Origin of the sequence: Lentibacillus sp. CBA3610 (assembly GCF_013373365.1) — a bacterium.
GTDB lineage: Bacteria > Bacillota > Bacilli > Bacillales > Amphibacillaceae > Lentibacillus.
In genome coordinates, this window is the sequence record NZ_CP035925.1 from 3,701,861 (window position 1) to 3,728,740 (window position 26,880).

Below are 26,880 nucleotides of genomic sequence, written 5' to 3' on the forward strand. Positions count from 1 at the left end.
ATCAATCGTTTTACCGGTTGCGTGTATAGCGCAACAAGCGCTTGTTCTAGTGTGCCGGGTGTTTACGAAAAAAAAAAAACCGCAGAGGGGTTACTCCTCTGCGTTATACACGGATGTCAAGGACACTGCCAGCTTGTTCATGCCATGATGACATCATGTTTTGGTTTATTTGTATCATTTGTTTGGCGATAGTCGCCTGAGTCGATGCTTCGGTTAAATCCGCATCTTGCATATTGGATAAGGATTTCGTTAAAATTTCTTCTTTTGTCTTTTCATAATTGGCTTTCGATTCTAAGATCGTGGTCGATGTACCGACCCGGCTTTTCGACCCTGCGATTTCATTGGTAAGATTCTCTTGGATGAATTCCGGGTCTAATATATCCGAGATGGTTTTACCTTCAAGCACGGCTCCGTCGTTTTTCCGGATATCATAGGTACTCGGGTCATTTTCGTTCTTGCTGATGCGAAACAGCGATGTATCCTGGTCGAACGGATTGGTTTGATTATACGAGGCTTCTGTGAATGTATCAGCCATCGCGTTCAGTAAATCTTTTGCCTGTGTTTCCATTTGAGGTTTATCCGCATCTTCTGCTTGGTATCTCATAGCGATGCTAGATAGCTCATCGCCGTTCGCACGGGCAGATTCCAGTGTCGCTTCTATCATGGCATTGCGGTTGATGCCGTCTTCTAAAGCACCCTGTGTCCACTTGGATTCATTGAGTTGTGCTTTGGTGCGTTCAATTCGGCCAATCATACTCGGATCATCCGCAGCGGAATTCACCCGTTTTCCAGTCGCCATTTGCTGATTTGCCTTATATAATTTCTCCGTGTAGTTTTCCTGGTTTCGGGCCATCATCATCATGTGGCTTGCCATTTCGCCAATTCGCATGGTATTCGCTCCCTTTTTGTTGATTTTTTGGACTTCGAATACTTGCTCGGGTTGCGAACGGCAACCTTGTCTATAGACCGGAAAAAAAGAAAGCCCGTACCGTGAATTACGGTGCGGGGTAAACGTTTGAAGGAGTTCTCGAGATGCAAATGCAAAGAAAGACGAGGCGTCGTTTTTGATATATACTGGAGAAAAAGGAGGCTATATGATGAAAAATACCGGTATTGTGAGGAAAATCGACGAGTTGGGGCGCATCGTTCTTCCGATGGAACTAAGAAAAAGTTTAGATATACAGGAAAGAGATCCCTTGGAGATATTCGTGGATGAAGAACGAATTGTCATGCAGAAATACAGGGAAGATAAGCGTTGTTTTATCACAGGAGAAGTAGATGAAGGGAATGTGCAATTACCCGGTGGGTATTATATAAGTCCAAAAGGGAAAGAAATTCTGAGAGAGTATCTATTTTCTACTGGTTCCCAAAAATAAAAACACAGGTGTGATAATCTAAGGGGTTCAGTTCCAGGTGAGAAAAATGCAATAATCAAGGGGAAAAACGCAATAATTGGTTTCATTTTAACCTGCAAATTAACAATATACATAGCAAACGAAAACGCTCAGACACATTCTGAGCGTTTTTAAAGCATTATAATTTGTTTTTCCTTTTCAACAATCGCGCCCGATTGCGGCATAAAGCCTTGTAAACATTTTTAGTTACTGTTGAATACTGCTTTTTTTGTTATTGTTAATTACTAAGTTAATAACTAGCCATATTGCTTGGATTATTGCTGGAATTAAAAATGCAAGCAATAAAACCAAAAACGATAATAATTTAGTCTCAGGTGTTTGTACAGCGCCTGAACCATCAACCTCTCTTGACCAAACGAACACAGTACCTACAACAAAAAGAATCATCCAAAAAACATTTGATATCCACCAAAAAATCCATGATATCTTCAAATTATTTTATACCCCCTTATTTACTACTTGAAATTCTTTCCTTTGGTAGCTGTCTGCAAATGCGCTCTGTAATTTAACATCTAAAACATAAATCTATAATATTTATACGGTATCTAACACCATAAGTTTCATCTTACACAACACTACCACCCTATATACGATATTAGCGCCTTTCCTTATTAGGGAAAAGCGCCCGATTGCGGAAAATTCAAATTACATAATTCCCAACTACTTCATCTTGCATAATTTTATAAAAACGCTCCGTTTCCTCAATAAAAGGGGTGTGGGATGAATTTTCAAAGGTGAACATTTTCTTGTATGGAGCTTTTATCGATTCATAAAAACGCTTAGCCTGAGTGAGTGTTGTTTGATAATCGTGCTGACCCTGAAGTATAAAGACCGGGAGATCAAGCGTTGGAACAAGTTCGACTAGATCGGTTGTTGCCATCACATGACCTAATGACTGGTAGCTGGAAAAACTCCCCCGAAAAATATTCACTCGTTCTTTGAACGTATAATTTGGACAAGAAAAAATATGTCTTAAATTTTCTAAGTTTGAGTACCCGCTTCGTTTAAAGCCACCCCCGTACTTGTTCGTGAATTTAGCCCTGACTGCACCATATGAATGATTTTTATAATAATTTTCATCAAATGTTACATTTTTTATTTGTTTCATTGCACGTTTATCGTTTTTATTGGTTGCCGTTTTTAGAATAAAGTTATATGTCTCATGCTCCGATTCTTTTGCTGAACCTACTTGACCAACTCCAATATAAGCATGGAAAAGGTCAGGGTTTTTATGTGCTGCAAGGCTCCCAAGGTAAGACCCCCATGAATGGCCAAGCAGAAATACTTTGTCTTGTGCATATTTTTCCCTCAAATAGTTTACGACTTGAATTGTATCGCCCACTAGCTGTTCAACGCTTAGTGGTTCATTGGATTCTTTATCATAATATGACATTCCTGTTCCTCTTTGATCCCAATAACACACGTCGAAAAACTGTTCAAGACGTACACCATGGGCTTTGATGACGGGGTAAGCAGGAAATCCGGGACCACCATGCAAAAATAATAGCAATGGGTTTCCTTGATTTAAAGACTCAATGATTAACCCTTGTCTAACTCCATTAATTTCTATGTATTCCTTTGTTATAGTTCCTCTTCCATTTTGCTCACTTATGTTATTCAATGGTTTTTCAAAAGACTCTAAAAGCACTGTCACACCTCTTTTCCAATAATGTGTTTGCTTATACTTTTCAATAGCATTATTTTTTCCATTACCCTTATCCTTCTCATTAACTTAAGACATTTCTTCACAATCTCGTCGCTTTTATTATTTAAGAATATAGCCCTATGTACTAATCGGGCGTAACCATTATTCCGGATATGCGCCCTATTGCGGAATAAGATTGATTACTTAATTAATAAATATACTAAAATATGTTTTATGTTGCTTGTTCAAATGTATAGAGGGCACATAATAATAAACGTGAATCAATGTCATCAGTAAAAATTCTTAATTCATTATGTATTGTGGGTAGTCTTTTCACATATTTTAATTCAGCAATCGTGTTCTCCTCGGAGTACACAGTTGTTATTTTTTCTCCAAAATCGTGTTCAATCTTATAATTTTTCTGTCCTACCTCAAATTCGGCCCGAGGATTAGTGCTTACAACACTTTTATCTTTTAACCTTATGGCTTCGTTTGTTCCGTCGTTTTTTTGTATTTCAATATCCCACTTATTTCGTCCAAGAGTAAAAATATCTTTTGATTTAACAACAGTTTTAGAGTTTTCGATAACTTTTATATTAGTAAAAAAACCAGGTCTGATTGAGCTTAGGATGAGTTCAATTTTATTCTTGAAAAACTTTTGCAGGGTTAGCACTTCTACACCATTTTGATCCTCAACGCTTACTTCATCCCTTGAATTTACCCTTATAGGGGTTACGAATTCGAGATGTTCTAACATTAAAACTCTCCTTTAATATTATTCTGCATAATGGCCCGATTGTTGTATACCAATACTTATTTTAACATAATGAATTCGTGCCTTCTAAAAACTCGGAAATTTTGTTTAACTTTTTATAAATAATCACATCAAACAGTATTACAAATAACAAGCATTTTGGCAGACATATTAACAAGTGTACATAAATTTATCTACATCTGATAATTCGTATGTTATTTGGTTTGTTTTTCGTTGTATAAGTTGAATCGACCACTGTCATATCAATAAAAAAGGGGATACTACATCACATGTGATTTGTATCCCTAAAATTTATGTTATTTTGTATTTTCCCTCCCAGAACTGATCCCGTTAGCGCCAATCACACCGGTTTCTTGCTTATTTCCGCCCGAAATCAGCTTTGGACTCGCCCCAGGTTTTCGTCTCCCATTTGAGCAAAGGGTTAGCATAATCATGATCGTGCAGCCACTGAATGGCTTCGTCGATATCCCGCCACAGTGCTTCGGTATCGGCGTTTCGATTCAGGTTGGTATTGACACGTTTCTTCCGGACCCATGCAATGGCACTCACCGAATCCGAATAGACCGGTATCTCTGATCCTTTTTCATGCAGGTATCGCAGTGCACGAACAACGGCGAGAAATTCACCCAGGTTATTCGTACCGACTGGATAGACGCTGGACGCCAAAGATTTGCGCGCCGGTATCGGTATGGACTCCCTGGAATTCCATCGCGCCGGGATTGCCGCTGCAGGCGGCGTCCACAGAAATACTCTCTTTTACATAATCTTTAGTTTTTTGTTGTGGTTTATTCTTTTTAGGTTTCACGCTGGCCTTCCAGCCGTGAATTAGTGCGTGTTCTGCGGCGGTTTTGTCTGGAAAGCGTTTGAACATCCGAGATAACAAATATACTCAACGAGGAAGATGTTCAGGATGATGAAACAGTGAAACGTAACAAAAAACCTGTTACAAAAAATGTAATACTAAAACGTGTGAATAAAATTGACCCATCTTTGGAATACGGTAAATCAAATCGAGAAAATGATACAAAAACCATTATAATCTATTTTGAGTCCTCCTTGGTTTGGTTAATTTAGGAGTCGATACATCGACATCCCGTATGATATCAAGGAGGTTCATTTTTTGTTAAATCTCAAATTTTTTCATGACAGGAATGCTCCCTTTATGAACGAAGTAATGTTTCAAGGGATTTAGAAGGCCGGTGAAAAAGTCAGAGGCAAGAGAATAAGCCTGGTTAACAGCAAAATACCGTGGACTCGATATTTCAGCAAGTACGATACAAAAATTGGCACAAAGGTAAAAGTGCTATTATCTGATTTTATATTTTCAGGATATACAGTAGGATGTCATATTATTTTTAGCTGAAATTATAGTTTTTCACCGGGCTTTTGGGTAATTAAAAAAACGTATATCGCCTCATTCATAGATCGAGAGATTTGTCAATGACTTTTTTTAAACCTTTTGTATATTCATGTGAACAATTGTTCTTAGGGGACTATTGATAGTATTTAATATTGTGTTTTATCCTTGTATTAACAAATTAACAAAGAAAATGGAGGTTTGGGATATGTCGAAAAATAGAGTTTTCGCGGGAGCTCGTATTAAGGAAGAAAATGCAGCTAAAATCGATGAATTGATAGAACATCTTCAAGGACAAACACCCCTTGGAAGTGTACGCAAACAGGACGTTGTCGATTTGGCAATCGAAAAAATTTACGAAGAAATCTTCCCGGGCTGCAGATGATACATGATGGCAGTTCAGTCACACAAGTTACAAGCAGCGTGATCACCATCAAGTGCAAATAGATGGACGACCAATCCACCGAGCGCAGACATAACAAAAGCCGAGCTAATTACCACGATGGTTTAGGCAGAGGAGCGATGATGGTGAAGTAGCTCAGTGAGGAAGAAATGGATCTAAACAATCCTTTTAGACTGAAAGAAACAGAGGCAAAAAAATAGCCCCTCGAAGCGACATTTGCAACAGGAGCACAGATTTTAAGTTGCTGACCGGTCCAGGGTCAGAACTACTTTACGTTGAGTTATACAAGACACGTCACCAAACAAATATAAGAGAGGTGTATGCCATATGGTCGACACAACCATGGTATCTACTACTAATAATAACACTAATTCCGAAAAAATCAAGAACCAAAGAGTTATATACGATGAAGGATTCGAATTCATATCGAACGACGACAAATATAGCGCTATACCGGTGAGCGATAATGCTACTGGTGGTAATGGTGGAAACAACGATAATGGAAATGTAACAGGTAGTAGTAGTGATGGCGATAATCAGTCGAATAATCGTGTGCAGGTCCCGGATGATGTTCACGTTCCGGAGTACCTTTCACGGTTTTTGAACGATCTTAAACTACCGGAAAAAATTAATAGAAAGTTCTTACTGCGTGTTGGTCAAGATGCGCTTAACTGTAAAATACAACACGTAGAGGAATTCAACATCGCCATCAAATCAGGAAAAAAGCGAATTCCTGACAAGCTGGAATTTGACGATGTAGCCGTCATTATGATGTCTATATTCACATTCCGAAACATCCAGATGACAGAACGGGTGGTGGATACGCTACTTGCAGTGCATGACAACAACAACACATCGCCTAAGATGGGTATATACAATTCGAGCAGGGGATATCTTTACGAGATAATGGAGCGGCTGGCGCCAAAATTTGACCAGCGCGAAATGGACAAAGTAATTCACAAAATCGAACGTTCAGTGCCGACAGTCGAGCAGACGAAGGAGCGTCACTTGTTTGCTGTGAACAACGGAATCTTTAATCAGCAAACGAAACAACTAATGCCATTTCATTCTAAATATGTGTTTCTCACAAAGATCCCTGTGGATTATAAGCCACACCCAATAAACCCTGTATTTACAGCGCCGGATGGTTATCAGTGGGACGTGGAGTCATGGCTACACGATACTATGGACAATGACGTGGATTCAACAACTTTAATATGGCAGGTTATTGCGGACTGCTTACAACCTAACTACTCACGTCACAAGAGCATATGGTTCTATTCAGAGAAAGGAAACAACGGGAAAGGGACTGTCGGTCAGTTAATTAAGAACTTACTCGGTAAAGGGAATTACGCATCGCTCGCTGTCGCGGATTTCAACCATCCATTTTTGAAATCTACCCTGCTAGGGGTTGCGGCGAACATCGCGGATGAAAACGACGTGGATGTATTTATTGATAGTGTGAAGGACTACAAGGCGTCTGTCACAGGTGATGATATGAACATTGATATAAAAAATAAAGCACCATTGCGTATGCAGTTTAACGGGACGAACATTCAGATGATGAATGGTTTGCCGAAAACAAAAGATAAATCCGAGTCGTTCTATCGCCGCATTATTCTTGTTCCGTTCTTGAAGTCGTTCACGAACAACGGGGAGCGGAAATATATCAAGGATGACTATATTAACCGTAAAGATGTGCTGGAGTACGTGTTATGCAAAGCACTCAGCATGAACTTTGAGGAGTTCATCGTACCGGAGCGTTCGGCTGCGTTTCTTGACCAATATCGCGAAAAGAACAATCCTGTAATGGATTTCTGGAACGAGAATAAGGACGAGTTTGTATGGGACTTACTTCCATCGCAATTCTTATACGATATGTACTGCAAATGGCATATGAAGAATAACCCGAGCGGAAAGCCGATGTCGAAAACTAGCTTCCTTGAGCAATTACGTAGCGTGATTGGGTCACAAGGTGATCCATGGGAAGACAGAACAGGAGAAACTAGAAAGGTTCGGTCGAAAGGGAAAATGGATGACGACGAACCGTTGATTAGTCATTTCGGTTTGGACGTACCAGAAAGAATCGGTCAACCGACCGAGTGGATGGACCCGTTTTACAATGGAAACAACAATCAAAAAAAACGTGAATTTATCCGGAAAACAACGTACCGTGGGTTCCTGAGAATCTAAGAAACTTGTACCACTAATGTACCACTACGGAGCGTTTTGTACCACTAAAGATTGATTTGTACCACTTCGAAATGGTAATAAGCAGGAAAAATGGTGGAATCGCTCCGGAAGTCACAGGAAAAAGGAGAGAATTGTACCACTAAGGAGCCCAATGTACCATCAATGTACCACTATATTTTCAAAAAGTGGTACAGCTTAAACGCAGTCGTACCAAGGGTTACAGTGCTTTGTACCACTTGTACCACTATTATTCTATTAATTTAATAATAAAATAAAAAAGTAGATATGGAAAATATGTAAGAATAAGTCGTTTTTTAGTGGTACAAGTGGTACATTTGCTTTTTGTGAGGAAATAATGCTCTTATTTCAGCCGACCTCCTTGTATACAACAACTGAATTTTTTCTGTGTGACAATGCAAGGATTGAATGCATGTGGCATACCGGATTATTTGGCATGCCTATTCACAATTATCTATGGAGGTACATAAGTATTATTACCAGATTTCTTCCCCTTCTGGCCTTCCCCAATCAACTTCTTCGTGCTGATTTTCTTTTGTGACCCCCGCCATTAATTCTTCTAATGTTGGGTCTTTTGGATTTTGGGCAGTTGTGGACATGTGATTCACTCCCTTTATTGTCCTTTTAGTATTGTTCTATGTCCATCCTCAATCTGTGGCTTTTCATAGAATCTGTCGAAATGCGCCTCATATTATGGCATAATATGAAGATGTATAGATTTAAGACAAGGTTGTGTATCACGATGACAAATTCGAAAGAGAAGAACACAGAGAAAAAAATGCAAATCTATCAATCAAATGATTTGGTTGAAGCGATTTATGAGGATGATTTGACAGCAACCGAGCATAAAATCATCCGATATGCTGCCGGTAAAGTTAGTAAATCACCCGAATCTTTTCCCGATGTTTCGTTTACAATCTCAGAGTTCATCAAAGTAGCAGGCATTTCCGGTAATGATTATCATGCCAAAGTGGAGAAAATAATGGACGAACTCACGAAGAAAAACATCATGATTAAAACGGAATTACAATCCGGTTGGTTTCCTTGGTTTAAAGGGATCGTGTATGAAGACGATATGGTACATATTCAATTCAATGATGTGATCGAGCCGTATCTCATGAACGCCGAAACATTAAAACTATACCCTTGATTGTGACCGCAAGCTACAGGCTTGCGGGATCTAGGGATTGATGCGCATGGACTCTTGTGACGTTGCGCTGGGATAGGAATATATACTTGACAGTGAAAAAGGAGGAACCCTGAATGTTGACTGGTTAGATGTAATGCAACGCCTTATGTTCCCACTCTACATTGATTCAAATTCCGCCAAAATCAAAATTAATAATATCTACTCTTGAATTATTACTTTTAACGTTAATTTGCACTAATTTAAGTGCTGTTTTGCACCTGATTCTTTTAATAAACAAAATTCGTGAGTTATGAACTTTCATTCCCTTCCTTACTTAAATAACGGTACAGCGTAGCCTTGCTGATTCCGGTCATTTCTTCAATTTCTTTCACACTGTATTCCTCGGTATGATATAGTTTGATGGCCTTAGTAATGTCTTTTTGATTCACTGTTGGACGTCCGCCTTTTCTACCTCTGGCTCTGGCACTTTTCAATCCTTCTTTCGTGCGTTCTACAATCAAATCCCTTTCAAATTGGCTGAATGCCTGAAATACGGTCATCATCAACCTTCCTTGCGGCGTAGATGTATCAAAGTTTTCTTTGTTGCTGACCAATTTTACATCATGCTCTTCAAAGTAATTGACCAGATTAATTAAATCCTTCGTGCTTCTGCCGAGTCTTGAGAAACTTTCAACGACAACCATGTCACCGGGTCTTATTTTATCTTTCAAACGTTCTAATTCAGGTCGATCAGCCTTGGTCCCGGTCATTTTTTCCGTCAATATTTCATTGCAGTAATAGGATTCCAGTAAATCAACCTGTCGGGATAAATCTTGCTGCTGGGTACTCACTCTTGCATAGCCATAAATGTATTGAGGCATGACATAACCACCTTTCAAGTCAGATTGTATCACAAAAGGTAGTTTTAAATACATAGTTTTTGAATAAACTTTTGAAACTAATTATCTTGTCGTTATCAAAGAAAAAATAAGTTATTCCACGTTGTATCAAAAACATTCGTTTTTAATACAACACTTATTAGATAAAGTTAACAATTTATAAAATAATTCTGATACAATACAATTAAACAAACGAACCATTTTGCAGAATAACTGTTGGTTCTATAATGTTAAATAAAAGGGTTGATTTGCGTACGGTATACTAACTGTGTGTTACTATAAAAGAAAATTAAGACCTGCATTGAAGAACGAGATTGGCGTTTGATTGAAACATTGATTGAGATTCAGAAAACGAAACTTTTTACTGATACAAAGCAAGATCACGGGTTCTTCTAGCGGCTTTAAAAGAATGAATTTAGGGATTCCTAAAAAATTTTTGAAATGATATAGAAAAGCATCCGACTGGAATGATTATCCGTTAAAAACATCATAATAAAGGTGATTTAAAATGTTTCAATATGAATTTTTACTATCATATAAAAAAGCAAATGAAGGAGAACTTATAGGGAGATACCCTGATAGTAATTTCGTTAATCCACTTGTTAAACGAAAAAGGTTACAGGAACTCCAAAGAAAATATGAGCTGGAAGAGCCTTTTTCGGAAGAAGATACTATTTCGATCAATACATGGTATGTGGAAATAAACAAGCATTATTTTGAAGTACAAAAGGAATTGTTAAAATTGTTTACTGACGCTAGTAAACAAAAAAAGAAAAAAGAATTAAAGGAAACTCGCAAAAATCTTACTTCAACACAATTAGAAGCGATGAAGCTTATGAAAGAAGGGGATCTATTCTCGGAATTATTGGATATTGAAAATCCCTATGATGGAGCTAGATTTAGAGAAAACCTTCGATCACAAAAATATGAAGCAAATGAATTTATACATAGGATTCAAAGTCTTATAGATGGAGAAATAACCCAAATAGACAATAAGAGAATGCAAATTTTAAGTTTAACACTTTCTGTAGTGGCAATAATTATTGCTATTTTTAGTATGTAGTGGCAAAAAATGCGAAAATTGTACGGTAAGTTCAATAAAAAGAATACTTACCACAATTAGGAATTTTAAACGCGAGAAATCGGCCAGATGATCGAGCATATGTTAGGATCGTCTTACTCGGTAACGACGGTAAGCAACATCACAGATGCGATGATTGAAAACATTGAGGCCTGGCAACAACGTCCATTACAAAAGCGATATTCCGTTCTTTACCTCGACGGAACCTATCTGAAATTGCGTCGTGATGATGTCGCTAACGAAGTCGTCTACATCGTCATTGGTGTAATAGAAGAAGGATACCGTGAAATCCTAGGATTCTATGTGGGCGGCCAGGAAAGTGCTCTTGGCTGGAAAGATATCCTTTGTGATATTTACGAACGGGGAGCCAAAGAAGTGCTGCTTGGGGTGTTTGGCGGCCTCCCAGGATTAGAGGAAGCAATGAAGGAAATATATCCAAAAGCCGATGTTAACGTTGCGTCGTCCATAAAATTCGAAATGCCTTAAATACCGTACGTAAAAAGGATCAGACCGCCATTGCAGAAGATTTAAAACCTATTTATGAGGCAAGCACAAAGGAAGATGCTAAAAAGCAATTTAAGGCTTTTAATCTCGAAGTGCTTTTGACATTTCTGGATTATCCGTCTTCCATCCAACGTATCATTTACAAGACAACATCATAGGAGAGACCATGAGAGAAATCAAGAAAACGCACAAAGACGATGAACAGTTTGCCCAGCGAAAGGGCTACAGAAAAGGTGGTATATCTTCAGGTTACTGATTACAACCAAAGATGGGCAGAACGGAAACTGAGAGGATTCGCAAGTGCTTATCAGCAGCTGCAGGATATGTTCGAAAGTGGTACGGAAATGACCGGGGATGATTTAACCTAACTTTCAGACATCACCACCCCGGGTACCCGGGGTGGTGATGTCTGAAAATCCAATTCTATTCTGTAGGATATCCTATAAGATTTACACAAAATTATTGACACTACCTTTCCCCTAATAAAGATAATAAACTTTTAGGTTTGGTAAAGGAGTATACAACTGGTAATAAGGATTCTCATGATAATATTTCAATCATCATTTATTATATATTACTGCAATGGATAGTTGAAAAGTCTATTTAATTCAAAAATCGATCTTATTGAATAGAAGCAAAAAACGTTATTCTTGGGGCAAGCTATGATTGCAACCTGTACTTGGCAACTACACCACCAATCCTACCGCTCGGCAGATCCTGATCCTGCTCGCTACCGTTACTGTCATGAAGTGGTATGACCGTGATAATCAAAAATAGTACCGGGAAGTTCGATACGAAGATGAATTGAAAAAGGTGTTTAATCTGCTTCAATTTGACCCTGAAGCCTACGTTACCGTGTCAGAACACTATAGCCATACGCTTAAAGACCATTAATCCAACTTCGTTTATCTCGTCATGATGGGGTGTAAAAAAATTTAATATGTCTATTCAAGGTGCGGAATGTGAGATGCAAACAAGGTACAAAAAGTAATTAGGATAATTGTTGTTCCGCAAATTCCTTGTACAGATTATGAGTTTTTACGAGTTCGTCATGTGTCCCTTCTCCAGTTATATGGCCATCTTCTATAAAAATAATCTTATCTGCGTTTATAATTGTTGATAATCGGTGGGCGATTAAAAAGGTCGTTCTACCTTGCATTAGTTTTGTTAAAGCTTGTTGTACCATTCCTTCTGATTGGCTATCTAAACTTACAGTTGCCTCGTCCATCATTAGAATTTTTGGGTTTCTCAAGATTGCTCTTGCAATTGCAATTCGCTGTCGTTGCCCTCCTGATAGCTTAACCCCTCGCTCGCCAACCTCTGTATCGAGGCCTTTAGGAAAGTCAGATATAAATTGATCGGCAAAAGCCATCTTAGCAACTTCCCATAAACGTTCGTCATCAATATCTTTTTGATCTTCTAAACCGTAGCATAAATTCTCTCTTATCGAACCGAGAACCATAGGGCTATCCTGGGATACATAACCAATCTGTCTTCTCCAGGAATAAATGGATAATTCTTTAATAGAAATTTTTCCGATATATATCTCCCCTTTTGTTGGTCGATAAAATTGTTCAAGCAACCCGAACATAGTTGTTTTTCCACTTCCGCTAGGTCCAGCTAAAGCGACAACTGTTCCAGGAGTAACGTTGAAGCTCATTTTTCTTAATACAGGATTCTCTTCATTATAGAAAAAAGATACATTGTCAATATGAATTGGTTGGTTGGAGACATCCAGTTCTTTGTCACCATCACTGCTTTCTTCTTCAACATTTAAAATCTCAGTAATCCTCTCTGATGCACCTTGTGCTTTTTGTAGTTGGGTAAAAAATATTGCGAAAGAGGTAATGGGAAATATGATTTGAAATAAATAAAGCAGAAAGGCCACAAGAGTTCCAGTAGTCATCGAACCTTGAGTAACTCGAATTCCCCCATATCCTATAATAAAGACAATAACAACCATAATCACGAGATAAATGATCGGTGCAATTAAAGCAAAAATTCGACCTTCCTTCATGCCAAGCGACAATAAGTTATTAATACCTAGAATACCTTTTTTTTCTTCAGTTGTTTCAGCATTCGATGCTTTCATTAAGCGTATTTCACTTAGAGTTTGCTGAACAAGTCCTGTAAAATGAGCTGTTTCATCTTGTAAACTTCGTGAAATTTTTGACATTCTATGACCTAATGGCATAATAAACAAAGCAGTGAATGGAACTGCTATTAACATTAATACAGTCATTCTCCAATCCATTACTAACAATACACTGACAGCACCAACTACCGTGACAACTCCCCCAAAAAACTGGGGAAATTGTTGTGAAATTAAGTCTTTTACAATTCCTGTATCATTCACAACACGGCTCACAGTTTCACCACTCTTCGTTTTATCAAAATAAGAAACTGGTAATCGAACTAATTTTAACCACATTTTTTCACGTAAACTAGCAACGATTCGTTGTCCCACATATGTAAGTGCATATAACGATGTTCCTTCAAGTATGGCTTGTAACATAAAAACAAGAAAAATAATCCCGATAAGAATCCAATTAATCGATTCAACTGAGAAGCCATCAATTAATTCTCTTGTCAAAAGGGGTATTGATAACGAAACAACAGTTGTAATTAGACTTCCAACTAGTCCCAGGGTCAGCGCAATTTTTGGAATATTGGTTGAATATATAAGTTGTAGGAATTTATTTGTTTTTTTTTCACTATTTTTTTTCAATTCATTTTCCCCCTTTGAAAGAAATTACTTAATTTGTATCTCCCTTTTGATTAGTACATTCTTTCTAGATTTAATTCCAAATTTTTAGATGCAGTCTCAAAGGCATTAATCATTTTCTTACGATGGCAAACACTCTATCTTTGGATTCTGGGTTTTCAATTTTGCGATCTAAATCTCTTAATGTTGCAAAATAAACTGATGTAAACCCTGTCTGATAAAGAGAGCGCTCCACTTCACTAAGTGAAAAAATAGTGTTAGATATAGTCTCATCGTACTTAAAATAATGTTCTGTTGATGGTTCTTTAATGAATCCATAATAACGACAATACGCCTTATTCCATGTTGAATCGTAAAATGATTGAGCCATATTGAAATGATTTTCATCTTCACTCAATAAACCACCGTTAGGTTTTGACAGCCCTTGCTTTGTATTTAAGTCAAATATGAAATATCCATTTTCATCTAAGTGAGAGTAGGCATTCTTAAAAGTGTCGGACAGTAGAGTGAAATTGTCTAAATGGTTTAATGAGTCATACGTAGAGAGTATAATTGAATAACGATTGGCTAAACTGAAGTTTGTTACATCCCCATGTATGAAAGTTGCTTTTCCTGCTCGTATATAATTTGTGTTAATATTTTTTGCGTGTGAGAGCATATATTTTGATAGATCAATGCCGGTTACATGATATCCTTTTTTTAAAAAATAATAGGCCAAATGACCAGTACCACAGCATAAATCTAATAAATTTCGATTGTCTACTTTTTGCTCTAAAAAATTATATATAGTTGAAGAGATTCTCATTGGGAATTGGGTTAGATTATTCATATATATTTTTGACAAGTGATATCCGTAAGACATATTTTTAGCTCCCTTAAAGATGGTTAGACTACCCTTTTTAAGGGTAGTCTCTAAAATTAGTGCAGTAACATTAAGTTGTAGATGAGCATGTTGAACAAGACCCGCAACATGAACATGCACCATTTGTTGCTGAACCACTAGTAGCAGCAGTTTCTGGTAATGCTGTCGCTTCCTTGATTTCAACAAATTCTAATTCCTCTAAATCACTAAATAGTTCATCCACAATTTGACTTTCAGTTACCGTATTTGTTGAATCCGTCATAAGTTTTCACCTCCTTTCAAAGTTTAAAGAATTTAAATGATAGTATAACCATAATCCACGGCTATGTTCTGTCCTCTAATTCCATCGCTTTTATCAGAAAGCAGAAATTGGATAATATTGGCTACTTCCAGAGGTTTAACTAATTTTTCGTAAGGATTTCTTTCTAAGTATTTCTTTCCAGGGTATGTTGCGAAAAATTGTTCATTATAAGAATCTTGTATATAGCCAGGTGAGATAGCATTAATCTTAAGATTAATATTTGAATATTTAGTGAAATCAACCGTTAAGTTTTTAACAAGCTGGATAATTGCTGCTTTTGATGGGCCATATATGATTCTATCTTCATGACCGATACATCCGTTTTGAGAAGCGATACATACTATTGAGACTTTAAGAGAAAGTAAATCATAAAGTCTTTTTAAAACGTAAATAATTGAATTTACGTTAACGTCAATCACTTCGTTTATGGAATTTCTATGTAGTGAGAAAAAACTATCTTTGTTGGTAACCCCTGCTGCAAATACAATTCCATCAATAGATATTTTATTTTCTTTTATTTTGCAATATGCTGCATTGAGTTCTTCTTTATCAGTAATATCGCACTCGATATCTATAATGCCTGTTTCTTGGTTTTCTCGTTTAATTTGCTTATCTAAGCAAATTAAATTGTAATTACTATATAATATCCGTTGAATTTCTTTTCCTATTAGCCCCTCGGATCCAACAACCAGTATTCTCTTCATTTAATCCACCCTTAATAAATAGAGTTTATGTTTTTAACAATTATTTCTAATGTTTTTTCAAACTTTTTTAAATTGATATTGAAATGAGGGAAGAGTGAAATCCCTGATTTATATGTAAGATTCTCTCTATACGAGTAGTTAGCTACAAGTATTCCTTCTTGTGCTAATTTAGAATAAATAAAGTCTGAGTATTTTATATTATCTATTGGAATTGAGTAAAGTGCTCCTTTCCCAGATAATTTATAATCTGAAAAATAGGTATTAATTAAATAATCAATTTTCCTAATATTTTCTAAAAGTTGATTTTCATTTTTAATTAAGTAATCTAAAACTACTGTTGAAGATATAATTCCTAAAATATTGCCATTTTGGGTTGAAAAGTGGTCAATAAATGATCCGTCTAGTAGATTTGCAACTTCTTTGTTAATAACAACCGCTCCAAAGGGTAAGAGGCCGTTATTAATATTTTTGCTTAAAAGAACTATGTCTGGTTTATGGTTAAAGCGATTGAAATAAAATCGCTCACCAGTACGGAAGAAACCTGTAGCAACCTCATCAAAAATAGTGATAATTCCATATCTTTTACAAGTCTCTAAAAGTTCTTCAGTAAACTCCTCAGGGATAATGGTAGTCCCCGCTGACCCAAGTATGGGTTCGAATATGAAAGAACTTATGTGTGTATGTTCTTTTTCAATATAGTTAATAAGGTATTCAAATCGCTCTCTAGTTGTTGGCGGTGCGAAAAAAGAGACATTTTCTTTTCCGTTTAGGAATTTTTTGTTAACATCTGAGGCTATACCACTAACTGCCATTCCGCCAAAATACGTACCATGAAATCCGTTGGCATAAGCGACAGTTTTTTTATTAGGGAAAATAGAACTTGCCATTTTCAAAGCTAATTCAATTGTTTCTGACCCACTATTTGAATAAAAAATAGTTTTGAAAAAATTATCAGATTGGTTTATAAAACCTAGCAATTTTTTTGCATAATTCTGGTATAAGTCTGTAGTGAATTTTCTACTGTCGAGATAAAACATGCCTTTATTCAAATTTTTACTTATTTCTTCTTGGAAACCATTTAAAATTGCATTATTATAACCCAAACTTACATTCCATAATCCACTTCTTAAATCTAAATATTTTTTCCCATTTTTACTTATTAAATATTCATCTCGGGCATTAGTAATATTAATTAAATTTTGTGGGTTTTTGCTTTGATCCATAAAAACTGGAATATCATAATAATTTGTCATACTGTTCCCTTTCAATTTTCGACATAAATTTAAAAAAAGAATCTTTATATTGTTGTAATTTATTTGGAAAATAATTTTTAAGTTGTTTGGAGTCAAGATTTTCTTTTAAATAAAACTCTAAAAGTATAAGAAATTGTTTTGGAACCTCATACTTTATATTGTTTTTGTTATTTAGTATATAAAACTTCTCATCTGCTATGATTCCAATTAAGTTAAAGTATGTGTATGAATTCCATCTATCAGCATGAATTAAAATATTGTACGGCGTAATAAGATGTAATTTCCTTTTTGCTTTTAAATGTTTGGATACATTTATTAGGTAAGGAAATATTTGCTCTTCTGGATTGAAATTTTTCTTTTTAAAGTAACTATTAAAATTAATAATCTGTGAGTAAGTAGTATCTAAGCGTTTGGAGAGAAGGTCATTGTTTTGAAAATCACGATAAATTCTTTGATTGGAATAAAAAAGTCGATTATTTCTTGACATTTCAAGTAAAGAAAAATAATCAATTGGTATATTTAACCAAGTACGATTAACTTCTCCTTTTTCACGAAAATTAGCAACAGACAACATAATTTCTTCTTTACTTTCCTTTTTGTATTTATCAATGTATTTGTTTATTGTTTCTGTCGCACATTTAATAGGAAAGTAATTATCAATATCATTAGAATAATCTGTAAATATAATACTATTCATTGAACAGTTTTCAAATACAGTGCTGTGAATATATTCAAGAGAGTCTCTCGATGAAATATGTATATGCTTTATTAGGTTGTTACGATAATCGAATGGGTAATCGGCTGTAATTAATTGATGTATATCTTCCTCTAAAGTATAAGGAGATGAAAAAAATCCTAAGTTCTCACTAAGGTAATTTTGTATTTGAACCTGCAATTCATCTTCTAAGACATCTTTATTGCCAGCTATTAAGTTTGCTTGAAAATCAAAAATATGAAATATGGTTGTTGCAAATGAGTTAACAAAATTGACTATTTTATTAATTCTCTTACCATTACTAAAAATAATATATTCAGTTATTTCATGATATCGGAGATAATCGACGAAATCTAAGGGTGAATTAACATCAAAATTAAAATCATCTATGAATACATTATCATTTGGGCTTATGTTAATTTGAGAAGGAACAAAAGGTATAATTTTACCAATTTCATCTTCATAAATTATTATAATACTTTTCATTATTTAGCTCCTTTTCTATAAAAAAATATATGAATTATTACCAATTTATGTCTATTCAAAATATAACAGTTATGTTATGGTTTTGTAAACACCCAATTCAAATTTTTCCTAAAAATAAAACTAAAAAAGGTGGTAATATTTTGCCTATATCTATTTATAATTACGAAAAAACAAAACTTAATTTATTGCTAGATTTGGTGAAAAATTCTTCGATTAAAAATGGATTCAATGAGTTTTATTTTGATAGTGATTGGGAAAACGGTCCGAATATTTTTATTGTATATAAAGACAGTTATAGAGAATATCAAAAGATTCCCGAATTAAAAGAATGTGTTGATAATTACTTAGACTTTAATAAACTTGATCCTAGATATATTAAAAAAGAACAGATTAAGTACCTCAAACAACAGCAGAGATTAGCAAAACTTGAAGGAAGATCAGGAATAAAAGATAGCTCTATACGTAACCATGGTGAAGTCATTATAAGAAACCCTAAAAGTGGGGTTTATAATTCTGAATATCACTTAACTAAATTTAGTCATTATAGAAGAAAATTAAACCCGTTGCTTATTAATATACTTGAAGATTTTGTTGAAATGGATAGTCATGAGAAAGCTCACTTATTCTTATATAAGTTTCGTTTTATAGCCACTCTGTTTGAAGATGGGCCAGCGAATGGTTGTTTATCTTTTCTATCTCAAGCACAAGGGTTTTTATCTTCAGTAGAAAACTGGGGATACAAGACAAATTTTATAAATCAATTTGAAGAAAAACGAAAATCGATTTTTAAAGACAATGAAATAGTCGTTAATCCTTACGTAAAAAATAAGCTTTTAGAATGGGAATTAGCTTGGAAGGAAATTGCAGCAGATATGAATGAGAATTTTTCGTTAGATAACTATAAAGATGATTCTATGATTAGTATAGAGGAGCAGCTTTCCAGATTAAAAACTACGATTTCTCCATTAAAAAATAAATTTCATGGGGACTTAAAACGTATGGAAGATTTAGAAGGGTTCATTACTTCAAAAAAAATGATGGTATATCGGGACATTGTGAATCTATTCTATTTAAGCTTACCGTTATTCGAACAAAGTGTAATAAATAAGCAATTTTATGCGTATTCAGCAGTAAAATATTATGAAGAGTTACTACCAGATGAAATACAATATTCTTTTGAGGTGATTGAATGACGACGGTTAATCCGTTTATATTAAATCGGAAAAATCATTTATTAAAAGAAAAATTTCTAACAAATAATTTCAGGAAATATAATAATTTTGGGAACCTGATAAGCCATGAAAGTAAGCATCTTGAAGAACTAAAGTTAACAATATTGGAATTATTAAAAAAGGAGAAAAAAGAAAATTACAGTCATAGTTTATTGGATCTTGTGAGGGCTATAAAAAAAGGTAATATAAACAAAATTAGTTTTTTAATGAATGAAAATATCGATTCTTTAAACAATGAATTAAAAACTAATTTAAAAAAATATCTTCAATCCCAATTGAAGATCGATAAGCTCCATACAGAAATTGATAGAGATTATGAGGAGAGGTTATTTCATTCTAGATTTATAATGCAGCAACAACTATTAGATAATACCTATTTACAAAGAAGTCTTCTAATGATGAACCGCACCATATACTCTAAATTATATTCATATTTAATAACTCCCATAAACGATCATAAGAAAAAACAAAGAAAACTAGAAGATACTCTCTACAAATTTTTGACAAGGGCTGCTTTTAAGACAAGTCCTTTAGGTGAATTGACGAGTGTAGGAAGAGCTCAGCTACCGAACAAAGGGGAAAAAACAATTAGTGACAATAACTTTAAAAAGGAAGTTGCACTTAATTTTTCATTCCTTTACAGAATTACTTTCTTTTATTTAAATAATGCTAATCAGTTTATAACTGATATGTATTACGCTTTACCGCCTATGTCTTTTTTTGAGAAAAATGGTGTTCCTTATTTAGAGTTTGTTTCTCTAAGAGAAGATAGTAACGCAAATAAAATTTATTCTGCTTCAGAGGGAGTAATACAATTTAGAATCAATCACAATTTGAAAATGCTGTTTGAAGATAAATTAAATAAAAGCGAGTGGATACATTTTGAAGAAATTCATAAGGCAATCTCACAAAATATAAGTAAGGATAAGGTTGTTAAGATAATCCAAAAATATATTGAACTAGGACTGTTGACACCAGCTATTGATTTTGATGAAAGGAGCAGTGAACGACTCATAAATGATATTCGTATTAAGACAAAAAAATTTTTACCTGATGAAACTTATCAAGAATTAATATATTTTTTAGACACTGCTGAGAAATTAGTAAAACAATTATCAGAGGAGGAAACATTAGAAGGGAAAAATACAGGGATAGCAGAAATTGTAGAATTATTAAATAATATAGAAACCCAAACAGGATTAATTTTTTCTGCTTTAGATATTTTTTATGAAGATAGCTACACACCTGATGAGAAAATCAAAAACAATTTTATTGAAAAGCAGTTGAATCCATTAAGTAATTTACAATTATTCTCAATTATTTTTGATACAAAAATACGGACAAGATGTGAGTTAGGAGCTAGATTAAAAAAGGATAATGACAATAATTTATTAGAAATGGATAGTGATTTTTCATCAGAATTGTTTGATCTATCTAAAACAATGATAGATTATTGGGCAGACCCCACCTTTATTAATGATAAGGACATTATTTCAGAAGAAGTTAGAATACTTGATTCCCTTAAAAAAGACTTTATTAATGAACTAAATGATTATTTAAAACATCGTGATAGTGAAGAAATTAATATAAAAAAAGTATTAGAAAAATACCAAAATAAAATCCCAAGCAATATAAAGGATAGAGTCTCTTTAAATAGTAGTTTTTTTATTCAACTAGCTAAAGGTCGGCTAATTGTAAATAACATCTATGAAGGTAATGAGAGGTACCATGCAAGGTTTATGAATAACTATTTAGAATATTTAACAAAAGATGAAAACTATCAGCAGTTTCTAGAAGACCATTATAATAGAAATAATTTTTATGAAATTACAGATACTTTTGGTTTTAATGGAAATGTAAAAATTCATAGATTAAAAAATGAATGTTATATGCAAGGGGCTGGAAGGAGGCGTTTTTCAAAAGGAGAACAGGACAATTTAGTTAAATTTGAAGACTTCAAAGTGAAATTAGAACATGATACAAACATGGTAAAGTTTGTGGATAAGAATGACCAAGAATCTAACATTTGTTTCAGGGGTTCACTTACTCCGATGTATATGCCTAGTTATGTGGCTACCATACAACACATTTTCAATTCCGGAGAAATGTTTTATAAGATATCAGATTTTGTCAATCAACAAATCATACCAAGGCTAACTTATGATCAAATTATATTAACAAGAAAACGGTATAGATTTGATTTATTTGTTAGTTCACTTGATGAAAAGTCGACAGAACAGGATATAGAATATTTTCATAAGATAAATATAATTTTTAATAAAATTGATTTACCAAATCAATTTTTTGTCGTAATCAATAAAGCTATAGATACGGAGGATGAGACTTGGTATAATTTCAAACCTTTTTTTGTTAATCTCCTTGATCCGATATCAGTCAAAGTGTTTCGTAAATTTTTAAATAATCTTAGAGCCAGTGATCATACTATATTTTTTTTAGAAGAGTATTTAAGTAATGATGACGAGACGGCTGAAGAATATAATTTTGAAATTTATCAGGATGGTGAAAAAGTATGAAAGGTGCACTCGTTTTTAATAGAGAGATTACGATGGTTTATAAAGAAAAGGATAAAGTTGAAATAACTAACTACTTTAAGAAGATAACTATAAGACTTAATGATGAAGAATACGCTATTCTTGTCAATATATTAAATTATGAAGGAGAAGTATTAGTTTATGACTTAACATCAAAAGTGCAGGGGGATCAAAAAACAAAATTAAAATTACTAAAATTATTGATTGATATCGGTTCATTCTTTATTTATGAGGAAGAACGTAGTTTAGTTGAATTTCAAGAGAAAGAGTGGTTTTTAACTGTAGTACAGTATCTCCCTCAGAATAATGATATTTACGAAGTATGTAATCTGCTTTACAATGTCAAATTAAGAATTAGTGGTAAAGTTGAAAATTTACTTCCTGGTTTGGTGGATCAGTTTGAAAAACACGATATAATGGTTAATTCTATAAATACAGATGAGGTCGAAAACGATTGGTTAATTTGTTTACCGAATGAAATAAAACAAAGAAATTGTGTAGAGTTGGATTTGGAATCAGATCGTATTGTTGGTGCGAAAGTATCCTTGAACAAAAGAATAGGTGAAGAAGAACTGTTAGAAGTAAAGCAGAAAAGTAATTATTTTGTTGCTGATTCTCTATTGGTAAAAATCAGTCCAATCTATATTGTATTGTATACATTAAAAGTAATGGGAGGGTTCGGGAAAGATTACTTTTCTATAAATTATCAAGGGAAATTTTACGAGTATAATTTAAATACTCTAGATATAACGGAAACAGTACCAGAAACATACGAAGTAGCAACAGCTGACATTGCAAAAGACAAAACGTTATTAGACTCGATTAAAGAACTTGAAGAGGACATTAATACAAAGGGCTTCCCAATTGAACCATTAGGATTAAACAATAATGTGTTCTCTAACTTGTACCATCTAGGTTATTCTGTGTATGGGTTGAAATCAAATGATCAAGAAGATGCTTTTTTGTTTGCAGGTTTAGATTATGAAGCAACTGTAATAGAGGGTATAAGCAGAGGGATTAAAAAGATATTAATGGAACGATCTAATTCACAATGGTTGGTTTCAACACCAGAAAGCTATTTATTCAATAAGAACATATTGTTATTAGAGAATATTGATGAAGCGGTTGAATATTATAGGGTTTATTCTATACCTAAAGGCAAGGACGGGTTATTTGAAAGTTCGAATATTTTGAAAAACAATGTGGAGTTTTTCGTGAAAAAATATTTGGAATCAGAGAGTTATCAAGTATTTTTAGGCGTGGATACACCAACAGGTATGGAATACTATACGAATCACATAAGAACCTTTAAACCCATAAAAATGATGAATGAATTAAATGTAAATTATTTACTACTTAATTTAAACCAAGACAAGGATTTTTTCGGAGTTTTGGATAAAGTTAAAATAAATGAACCTATAAAACAAAAGATAAGTTATCAAACATTGCAGCAGTGTTATATAAATATAGATCAGAAAAATGAAGAAATTTTAAAGTTACTTTCTGCAAACAGAATATTTTATACGGAAAAACCGTGGAAATATGAAAAGAAGATGGCTAATTCAAAATTAATTATACGTAGAATAGAGGTGGATGGAAATTAATAACATAGCAACGTACAAACATAATGAATATATTTTTATTGCGTATGAGCAACATGAACGTGGGTGTATCACATGCATCAAAAAGAGAATAAAGGCAAAGAAAAATCCTGCATTCATCAAATTTTTAAATACTACAACTTTTGACAAACACTTAATTAATATATTAAAAGATGAAATAAGATCATATGATGGACAGTATTATTTCGTTTTGAATTTAATGACAAAAGAGTGTAAGAAAGTGAGGATGTATAAATATCCTCAATGTGAAGGGTGTAGTGAGGAAGATACAATTATAAAGAATGAACAATTTAGAATAATTGATTCAAAAGCGAAGATGTTATATGGTATTCGTTCTAAATCTCTAAATACCGTTATAAAGAAGATAGAAGAAAACCTTGATAGTTTCGTAAATTCTGATTTTGGTTTATTTGACAAGGTTACAAGAAGTATATCTGATAGTATGCCCTTACTAAGTACAGAATTTTTTATAGGAGATCGAATTATTGATGCTCATGGCAGGACAGATACATTTAAAGGTTCTTATTATACAGCATTATTAGAAGGTTTAGAACGACTTCAAGGGGCTATTCCGAATTTTACTAGTTGTTTTTATAATAGTGAGGAGGAACTTATGAACCATAATGAGGATTATATCCCCCTCAGTACTTTTATACATTTTTCTGAGGAACAGTATGCAAATTCAGATTTTCCTTACAAGCCATATAAAATTTCTGATAGGATCTTTTGGAAATATGCTTATTCCATAAAAAGAAAAAAATACATACTAGTTCCCGAGCAAATAATATATTTTGCTCTTGATAGTTACCCTGATGTAAAGAAAAAGTCTTTTCTGGGTTCAAGTTCAAATGGGGTTGCTTTAGGTGCAAATTATTATGAAGCAGCAATAACTGGATTATTTGAAATAATTGAAAGAGACTCATTTTTTGTTTATTGGTTTTCAAAGTCTTCTCCAGAAAGACTTACTGATGTTCAAGGTTTAGGAGACCAAAATATTAATATGATGATTAATTATTTGTGGTTTTTTGGTTACAAAACACATATCTTTGATATAACACTTGAAAGCCAGGTTCCTTCATACTGGGTATTATTAGAACGTCAAAATTCAGACGATTATAAATTAGCTTTTTATACAGCTGCCGGATCGAACATAGACCCAATTAAAGCAATTGAATCCGCATTAGTGGAAGCTTCCACTTCTATTAGAGCATTTTTACGTTTTAAAGATACACGTTATGAGAGCAAAAATATAAAGGATTTTCTTAAAGACTACTCCAATGTTAGAAACCTTGAAGATCATTTATTCTTATACTCTTCTATTCATATGAAAAAAGCATTAGCATTTGCTCTTGAGACTCCTCATAGTATTAAAGCAGAAGATTCTATAAAAAAACGGTCTGTTTTATTGAGGAAAAGGAACTTAACTCAAATGGAATTTTTTGAAGAAATCACAAATGATATAATGGAATTTCATGATGATATATTAATTGTAAATTTAACAAATCGCTCGCTACAAGATTTAGATTTAAATTGTGTTAAGGTTGTGATACCTACTATGCAGGATATTAGTTTTGGTTATATTCTTCAAAATGTTAATAGTACGAGAATCTCAGATGGAGTGAGGATAAACGAATTAAAAGGAAGTGAGGAAGTTGTCAATCATGAACCACACCCTTTCCCATAACACAGTTAAAGAATTGGAAGAAAGTTACTATAAACATTATTCCGAAGAAAGATATATTTCTAATAATGAAAATCATATTGTTACAGTAACTTCGTTCTCCAAAGAATATATAGTAGCTAAAAATAGAAAAGAATATGATCAATCATGGAAGGAGAATGTATTTTTAAATAGTATTATTAATCATTCTCTTAGAATTAGAAGATTTGATTTACTAAGTAATTATAACGATCATAACAATTCTCCTTCCGCCAGAAGTTTTCATTCAACCAGGTTAGTTTTCATCATTAACGGATATGCATATTATTATGCGATGTACACGGATCAATTCCTGCTAATATCATCAAAAAAAATGAGTACGGAGGTTTTTGATGAGAAAAAAACTTACTTAATAGGAGTAAGTGATATACTTAATCTATCTCGATTGTACAATGAATTCTCCTTATATATTAGCATGTTAGACTCGGGTCATTTATTGTATAACATTAAAAATGAGTTAGGCAACTATCGTTTAAATTATTATCAATATACAAAATTTAATAGCCAAGAATTTTATTCTCATGTAAATCTTGATAAAAGGTATTCCTACGTCTCTTTTGCTTTAGAAATTGAAATGGACCTATCAGAAGTAATAAATGTTGATAATAGTTTACTTGGGTATGATAAAAGGTTAGATATCTCCCTCGATGAACTTTGTGCAGCCCCCCATTTACGTCCTTTAATCGATTGTTACAACAATGAAAAAGAAATCCAGAAAGTCGAGAAGTTTAGCGAGGGATTCTACAGTATTCCTTTTATTAACGTTGAAAAAAGAAACTCAGCACATACAATTGTTGGAAACTATAATAAAGGAGATTTATTTGAGAAAGTGAAACCAGATAAAATCTTGTCATTAATTAAAACAAATAAAAAATTTTTTAATAATAAGGATATACAATTGATGATTTTGAAAAAAGAGAGTGAAGGGACTATTGCCTGGTTTGAGAACGGAAATCATTACAAAGTAGATATTAACTATAGTTATTTAATGTATGATAACCGTAATATCTTTGATATGAATTCCTATAATACAGTCGTTATTGGATATTCAACCAAAGATATGATTTCAAATTTTGGTTTGCGTAACCATATTACTTCTTTTGGTGAGGTGATGCAATTCATTGGAATTTATATTAATAGATTTCAGTATTCCTTTAGACCAATGAAAAATCATAATGACTCATATATAAAAGATAAACTAAATCTTCAGACAGAATGTACGATCAATTATATGGGCGTAGTATGTAACGCACCAACTCAACAAGTAAGTTATTACATGTAATGGGGGA

Annotated in this window: 24 protein-coding genes and 1 pseudogene; 11 read left to right on the forward strand and 14 right to left on the reverse strand. The window is 33.8% G+C overall.

Features of this window, described 5'->3' with window-relative positions; all coding sequences use genetic code 11:
* Nucleotides 1–103 precede the first annotated feature (103 nt).
* Nucleotides 104–889, reverse strand: a complete 786-nt coding sequence (locus tag Len3610_RS18565) for a flagellin (RefSeq protein ID WP_176449238.1) — start codon at nucleotides 887–889, stop codon at nucleotides 104–106.
* 208 nt (nucleotides 890–1,097) lie between these two features.
* On the opposite strand from Len3610_RS18565, the gene Len3610_RS18570 reads away from it, so the two are divergent.
* Entirely contained in the window at nucleotides 1,098–1,376 is a 279-nt protein-coding gene (locus tag Len3610_RS18570) for an AbrB/MazE/SpoVT family DNA-binding domain-containing protein (RefSeq protein WP_176449744.1), read from the forward strand.
* A gap of 225 nt (nucleotides 1,377–1,601) precedes the next feature.
* Here Len3610_RS18570 and Len3610_RS18575 read toward each other — a convergent pair whose 3' ends face one another.
* The 5 genes from Len3610_RS18575 to Len3610_RS18595 form a co-directional block, all read right to left on the reverse strand.
* Nucleotides 1,602–1,847 (reverse strand): DUF3923 family protein, encoded by a 246-nt coding sequence (locus Len3610_RS18575; protein ID WP_176449239.1) that lies wholly within the window; start codon nucleotides 1,845–1,847, stop codon nucleotides 1,602–1,604.
* 208 nt (nucleotides 1,848–2,055) lie between these two features.
* Nucleotides 2,056–3,063, reverse strand: a complete 1,008-nt coding sequence (locus Len3610_RS18580) for an alpha/beta fold hydrolase (RefSeq protein ID WP_176449240.1) — start codon at nucleotides 3,061–3,063, stop codon at nucleotides 2,056–2,058.
* 229 nt (nucleotides 3,064–3,292) lie between these two features.
* On the reverse strand, nucleotides 3,293–3,817 hold the full coding sequence (locus Len3610_RS18585) for a tubby C-terminal domain-like protein (protein ID WP_176449241.1): 525 nt from the start codon (nucleotides 3,815–3,817) through the stop codon (nucleotides 3,293–3,295).
* Between the two features lie 375 nt (nucleotides 3,818–4,192).
* The gene (locus Len3610_RS18590) at nucleotides 4,193–4,501 is read right to left on the reverse strand and encodes a ribonuclease H family protein (protein ID WP_176449242.1); all 309 of its coding nucleotides are present in this window, start codon (nucleotides 4,499–4,501) and stop codon (nucleotides 4,193–4,195) included.
* Nucleotides 4,467–4,640, reverse strand: coding sequence for a ribonuclease H family protein (locus tag Len3610_RS18595; RefSeq protein ID WP_176449243.1), 174 nt, complete (start codon nucleotides 4,638–4,640; stop codon nucleotides 4,467–4,469). The genes Len3610_RS18590 and Len3610_RS18595 overlap by 35 nt, the downstream gene beginning before the upstream one ends.
* Nucleotides 4,641–5,400: 760 nt before the next feature.
* Between Len3610_RS18595 and Len3610_RS18600 the strand changes: the two genes are divergently transcribed.
* On the forward strand, nucleotides 5,401–5,577 hold the full coding sequence (locus tag Len3610_RS18600; RefSeq protein WP_176449244.1) for a hypothetical protein: 177 nt from the start codon (nucleotides 5,401–5,403) through the stop codon (nucleotides 5,575–5,577).
* Between the two features lie 345 nt (nucleotides 5,578–5,922).
* On the forward strand, nucleotides 5,923–7,788 hold the full coding sequence (locus Len3610_RS18605) for a DNA primase family protein (RefSeq protein WP_176449245.1): 1,866 nt from the start codon (nucleotides 5,923–5,925) through the stop codon (nucleotides 7,786–7,788).
* Nucleotides 7,789–8,282: 494 nt separating this feature from the next.
* Here the strand turns inward: Len3610_RS18605 and Len3610_RS21295 are convergent, their stop codons facing one another.
* Nucleotides 8,283–8,405: an AbrB/MazE/SpoVT family DNA-binding domain-containing protein gene (locus Len3610_RS21295; RefSeq protein WP_255259684.1), complete on the reverse strand. Its 123-nt coding sequence runs from the start codon at nucleotides 8,403–8,405 to the stop codon at nucleotides 8,283–8,285.
* A 143-nt stretch (nucleotides 8,406–8,548) separates the two neighbouring features.
* Here Len3610_RS21295 and Len3610_RS18610 point away from each other — a divergent pair, with 143 nt between their 5' ends.
* Nucleotides 8,549–8,956: a replication initiation protein gene (locus Len3610_RS18610; RefSeq protein ID WP_176449246.1), complete on the forward strand. Its 408-nt coding sequence runs from the start codon at nucleotides 8,549–8,551 to the stop codon at nucleotides 8,954–8,956.
* Nucleotides 8,957–9,243: 287 nt separating this feature from the next.
* Here Len3610_RS18610 and Len3610_RS18615 read toward each other — a convergent pair whose 3' ends face one another.
* Nucleotides 9,244–9,816, reverse strand: a complete 573-nt coding sequence (locus tag Len3610_RS18615; protein ID WP_176449247.1) for a recombinase family protein — start codon at nucleotides 9,814–9,816, stop codon at nucleotides 9,244–9,246.
* Between the two features lie 526 nt (nucleotides 9,817–10,342).
* On the opposite strand from Len3610_RS18615, the gene Len3610_RS18620 reads away from it, so the two are divergent.
* Entirely contained in the window at nucleotides 10,343–10,897 is a 555-nt protein-coding gene (locus tag Len3610_RS18620) for a hypothetical protein (protein WP_176449248.1), read from the forward strand.
* A 69-nt stretch (nucleotides 10,898–10,966) separates the two neighbouring features.
* Nucleotides 10,967–11,787: pseudogene (locus tag Len3610_RS18625) on the forward strand (IS256 family transposase); the annotation flags it as partial.
* Nucleotides 11,788–12,410: 623 nt separating this feature from the next.
* Here Len3610_RS18625 and Len3610_RS18630 read toward each other — a convergent pair.
* The 6 genes from Len3610_RS18630 to Len3610_RS18655 all read right to left on the reverse strand — a co-directional run bounded on the left by Len3610_RS18630 (nucleotide 12,411) and on the right by Len3610_RS18655 (nucleotide 18,465).
* Nucleotides 12,411–14,147 (reverse strand): ABC transporter ATP-binding protein, encoded by a 1,737-nt coding sequence (locus Len3610_RS18630; protein WP_176449249.1) that lies wholly within the window; start codon nucleotides 14,145–14,147, stop codon nucleotides 12,411–12,413.
* A gap of 109 nt (nucleotides 14,148–14,256) precedes the next feature.
* Complete coding sequence (locus tag Len3610_RS18635) at nucleotides 14,257–15,006, reverse strand: class I SAM-dependent DNA methyltransferase (RefSeq protein ID WP_176449250.1); 750 nt, start codon at nucleotides 15,004–15,006, stop codon at nucleotides 14,257–14,259.
* Between the two features lie 70 nt (nucleotides 15,007–15,076).
* A complete protein-coding gene (locus Len3610_RS18640) occupies nucleotides 15,077–15,268 on the reverse strand; it encodes a thiazolylpeptide-type bacteriocin (RefSeq protein ID WP_176449251.1) in 192 nt (63 codons plus the stop codon).
* A 32-nt stretch (nucleotides 15,269–15,300) separates the two neighbouring features.
* Nucleotides 15,301–16,011: an SDR family oxidoreductase gene (locus tag Len3610_RS18645; protein ID WP_176449252.1), complete on the reverse strand. Its 711-nt coding sequence runs from the start codon at nucleotides 16,009–16,011 to the stop codon at nucleotides 15,301–15,303.
* An 11-nt stretch (nucleotides 16,012–16,022) separates the two neighbouring features.
* A complete protein-coding gene (locus tag Len3610_RS18650; RefSeq protein WP_176449253.1) occupies nucleotides 16,023–17,264 on the reverse strand; it encodes an aminotransferase class III-fold pyridoxal phosphate-dependent enzyme in 1,242 nt (413 codons plus the stop codon).
* Nucleotides 17,248–18,465: a hypothetical protein gene (locus Len3610_RS18655; RefSeq protein WP_176449254.1), complete on the reverse strand. Its 1,218-nt coding sequence runs from the start codon at nucleotides 18,463–18,465 to the stop codon at nucleotides 17,248–17,250. Before Len3610_RS18655 ends, Len3610_RS18650 begins: the two co-directional genes overlap by 17 nt.
* A 47-nt stretch (nucleotides 18,466–18,512) precedes the next feature.
* Between Len3610_RS18655 and Len3610_RS18660 the strand changes: the two genes are divergently transcribed.
* Genes Len3610_RS18660 through Len3610_RS18680 form a run of 5 tightly spaced genes read left to right on the forward strand, consistent with a single transcriptional unit; the run spans nucleotide 18,513 to nucleotide 26,873 of the window.
* Nucleotides 18,513–19,658 (forward strand): hypothetical protein, encoded by a 1,146-nt coding sequence (locus Len3610_RS18660; protein WP_176449255.1) that lies wholly within the window; start codon nucleotides 18,513–18,515, stop codon nucleotides 19,656–19,658.
* A complete protein-coding gene (locus Len3610_RS18665) occupies nucleotides 19,655–22,231 on the forward strand; it encodes a hypothetical protein (protein ID WP_176449256.1) in 2,577 nt (858 codons plus the stop codon). Before Len3610_RS18660 ends, Len3610_RS18665 begins: the two co-directional genes overlap by 4 nt.
* Nucleotides 22,228–23,853, forward strand: a complete 1,626-nt coding sequence (locus Len3610_RS18670) for a hypothetical protein (RefSeq protein WP_176449257.1) — start codon at nucleotides 22,228–22,230, stop codon at nucleotides 23,851–23,853. The genes Len3610_RS18665 and Len3610_RS18670 overlap by 4 nt, the downstream gene beginning before the upstream one ends.
* Nucleotides 23,843–25,555, forward strand: coding sequence for a YcaO-like family protein (locus Len3610_RS18675; RefSeq protein WP_176449258.1), 1,713 nt, complete (start codon nucleotides 23,843–23,845; stop codon nucleotides 25,553–25,555). Before Len3610_RS18670 ends, Len3610_RS18675 begins: the two co-directional genes overlap by 11 nt.
* Nucleotides 25,533–26,873 carry a hypothetical protein gene (locus Len3610_RS18680; RefSeq protein WP_176449259.1) on the forward strand — a complete coding sequence of 447 codons (1,341 nt, stop codon included), beginning with the start codon at nucleotides 25,533–25,535 and terminating at the stop codon, nucleotides 26,871–26,873. Before Len3610_RS18675 ends, Len3610_RS18680 begins: the two co-directional genes overlap by 23 nt.
* The last annotated feature ends 7 nt before the right edge of the window (nucleotides 26,874–26,880 follow it).

What these genes read in the sequence shown, in the direction of transcription:
- Len3610_RS18565 (WP_176449238.1), bottom strand. Translation starts at nt 889, where the DNA reads ATGCGAATTGGCGAAATGGCAAGCCACATGATGATGATGGCCCGAAAC.
- Len3610_RS18570 (WP_176449744.1), top strand. Translation starts at nt 1,098, where the DNA reads ATGAAAAATACCGGTATTGTGAGGAAAATCGACGAGTTGGGGCGCATC.
- Len3610_RS18585 (WP_176449241.1), bottom strand. Translation starts at nt 3,817, where the DNA reads ATGTTAGAACATCTCGAATTCGTAACCCCTATAAGGGTAAATTCAAGG.
- Len3610_RS18600 (WP_176449244.1), top strand. Translation starts at nt 5,401, where the DNA reads ATGTCGAAAAATAGAGTTTTCGCGGGAGCTCGTATTAAGGAAGAAAAT.
- Len3610_RS18605 (WP_176449245.1), top strand. Translation starts at nt 5,923, where the DNA reads ATGGTCGACACAACCATGGTATCTACTACTAATAATAACACTAATTCC.
- Len3610_RS21295 (WP_255259684.1), bottom strand. Translation starts at nt 8,405, where the DNA reads ATGTCCACAACTGCCCAAAATCCAAAAGACCCAACATTAGAAGAATTA.
- Len3610_RS18610 (WP_176449246.1), top strand. Translation starts at nt 8,549, where the DNA reads ATGACAAATTCGAAAGAGAAGAACACAGAGAAAAAAATGCAAATCTAT.
- Len3610_RS18615 (WP_176449247.1), bottom strand. Translation starts at nt 9,816, where the DNA reads ATGCCTCAATACATTTATGGCTATGCAAGAGTGAGTACCCAGCAGCAA.
- Len3610_RS18620 (WP_176449248.1), top strand. Translation starts at nt 10,343, where the DNA reads ATGTTTCAATATGAATTTTTACTATCATATAAAAAAGCAAATGAAGGA.
- Len3610_RS18635 (WP_176449250.1), bottom strand. Translation starts at nt 15,006, where the DNA reads ATGTCTTACGGATATCACTTGTCAAAAATATATATGAATAATCTAACC.
- Len3610_RS18640 (WP_176449251.1), bottom strand. Translation starts at nt 15,268, where the DNA reads ATGACGGATTCAACAAATACGGTAACTGAAAGTCAAATTGTGGATGAA.
- Len3610_RS18645 (WP_176449252.1), bottom strand. Translation starts at nt 16,011, where the DNA reads ATGAAGAGAATACTGGTTGTTGGATCCGAGGGGCTAATAGGAAAAGAA.
- Len3610_RS18650 (WP_176449253.1), bottom strand. Translation starts at nt 17,264, where the DNA reads ATGACAAATTATTATGATATTCCAGTTTTTATGGATCAAAGCAAAAAC.
- Len3610_RS18655 (WP_176449254.1), bottom strand. Translation starts at nt 18,465, where the DNA reads ATGAAAAGTATTATAATAATTTATGAAGATGAAATTGGTAAAATTATA.
- Len3610_RS18660 (WP_176449255.1), top strand. Translation starts at nt 18,513, where the DNA reads ATGTCTATTCAAAATATAACAGTTATGTTATGGTTTTGTAAACACCCA.
- Len3610_RS18665 (WP_176449256.1), top strand. Translation starts at nt 19,655, where the DNA reads ATGACGACGGTTAATCCGTTTATATTAAATCGGAAAAATCATTTATTA.
- Len3610_RS18670 (WP_176449257.1), top strand. Translation starts at nt 22,228, where the DNA reads ATGAAAGGTGCACTCGTTTTTAATAGAGAGATTACGATGGTTTATAAA.
- Len3610_RS18675 (WP_176449258.1), top strand. Translation starts at nt 23,843, where the DNA reads ATGGAAATTAATAACATAGCAACGTACAAACATAATGAATATATTTTT.
- Len3610_RS18680 (WP_176449259.1), top strand. Translation starts at nt 25,533, where the DNA reads ATGAACCACACCCTTTCCCATAACACAGTTAAAGAATTGGAAGAAAGT.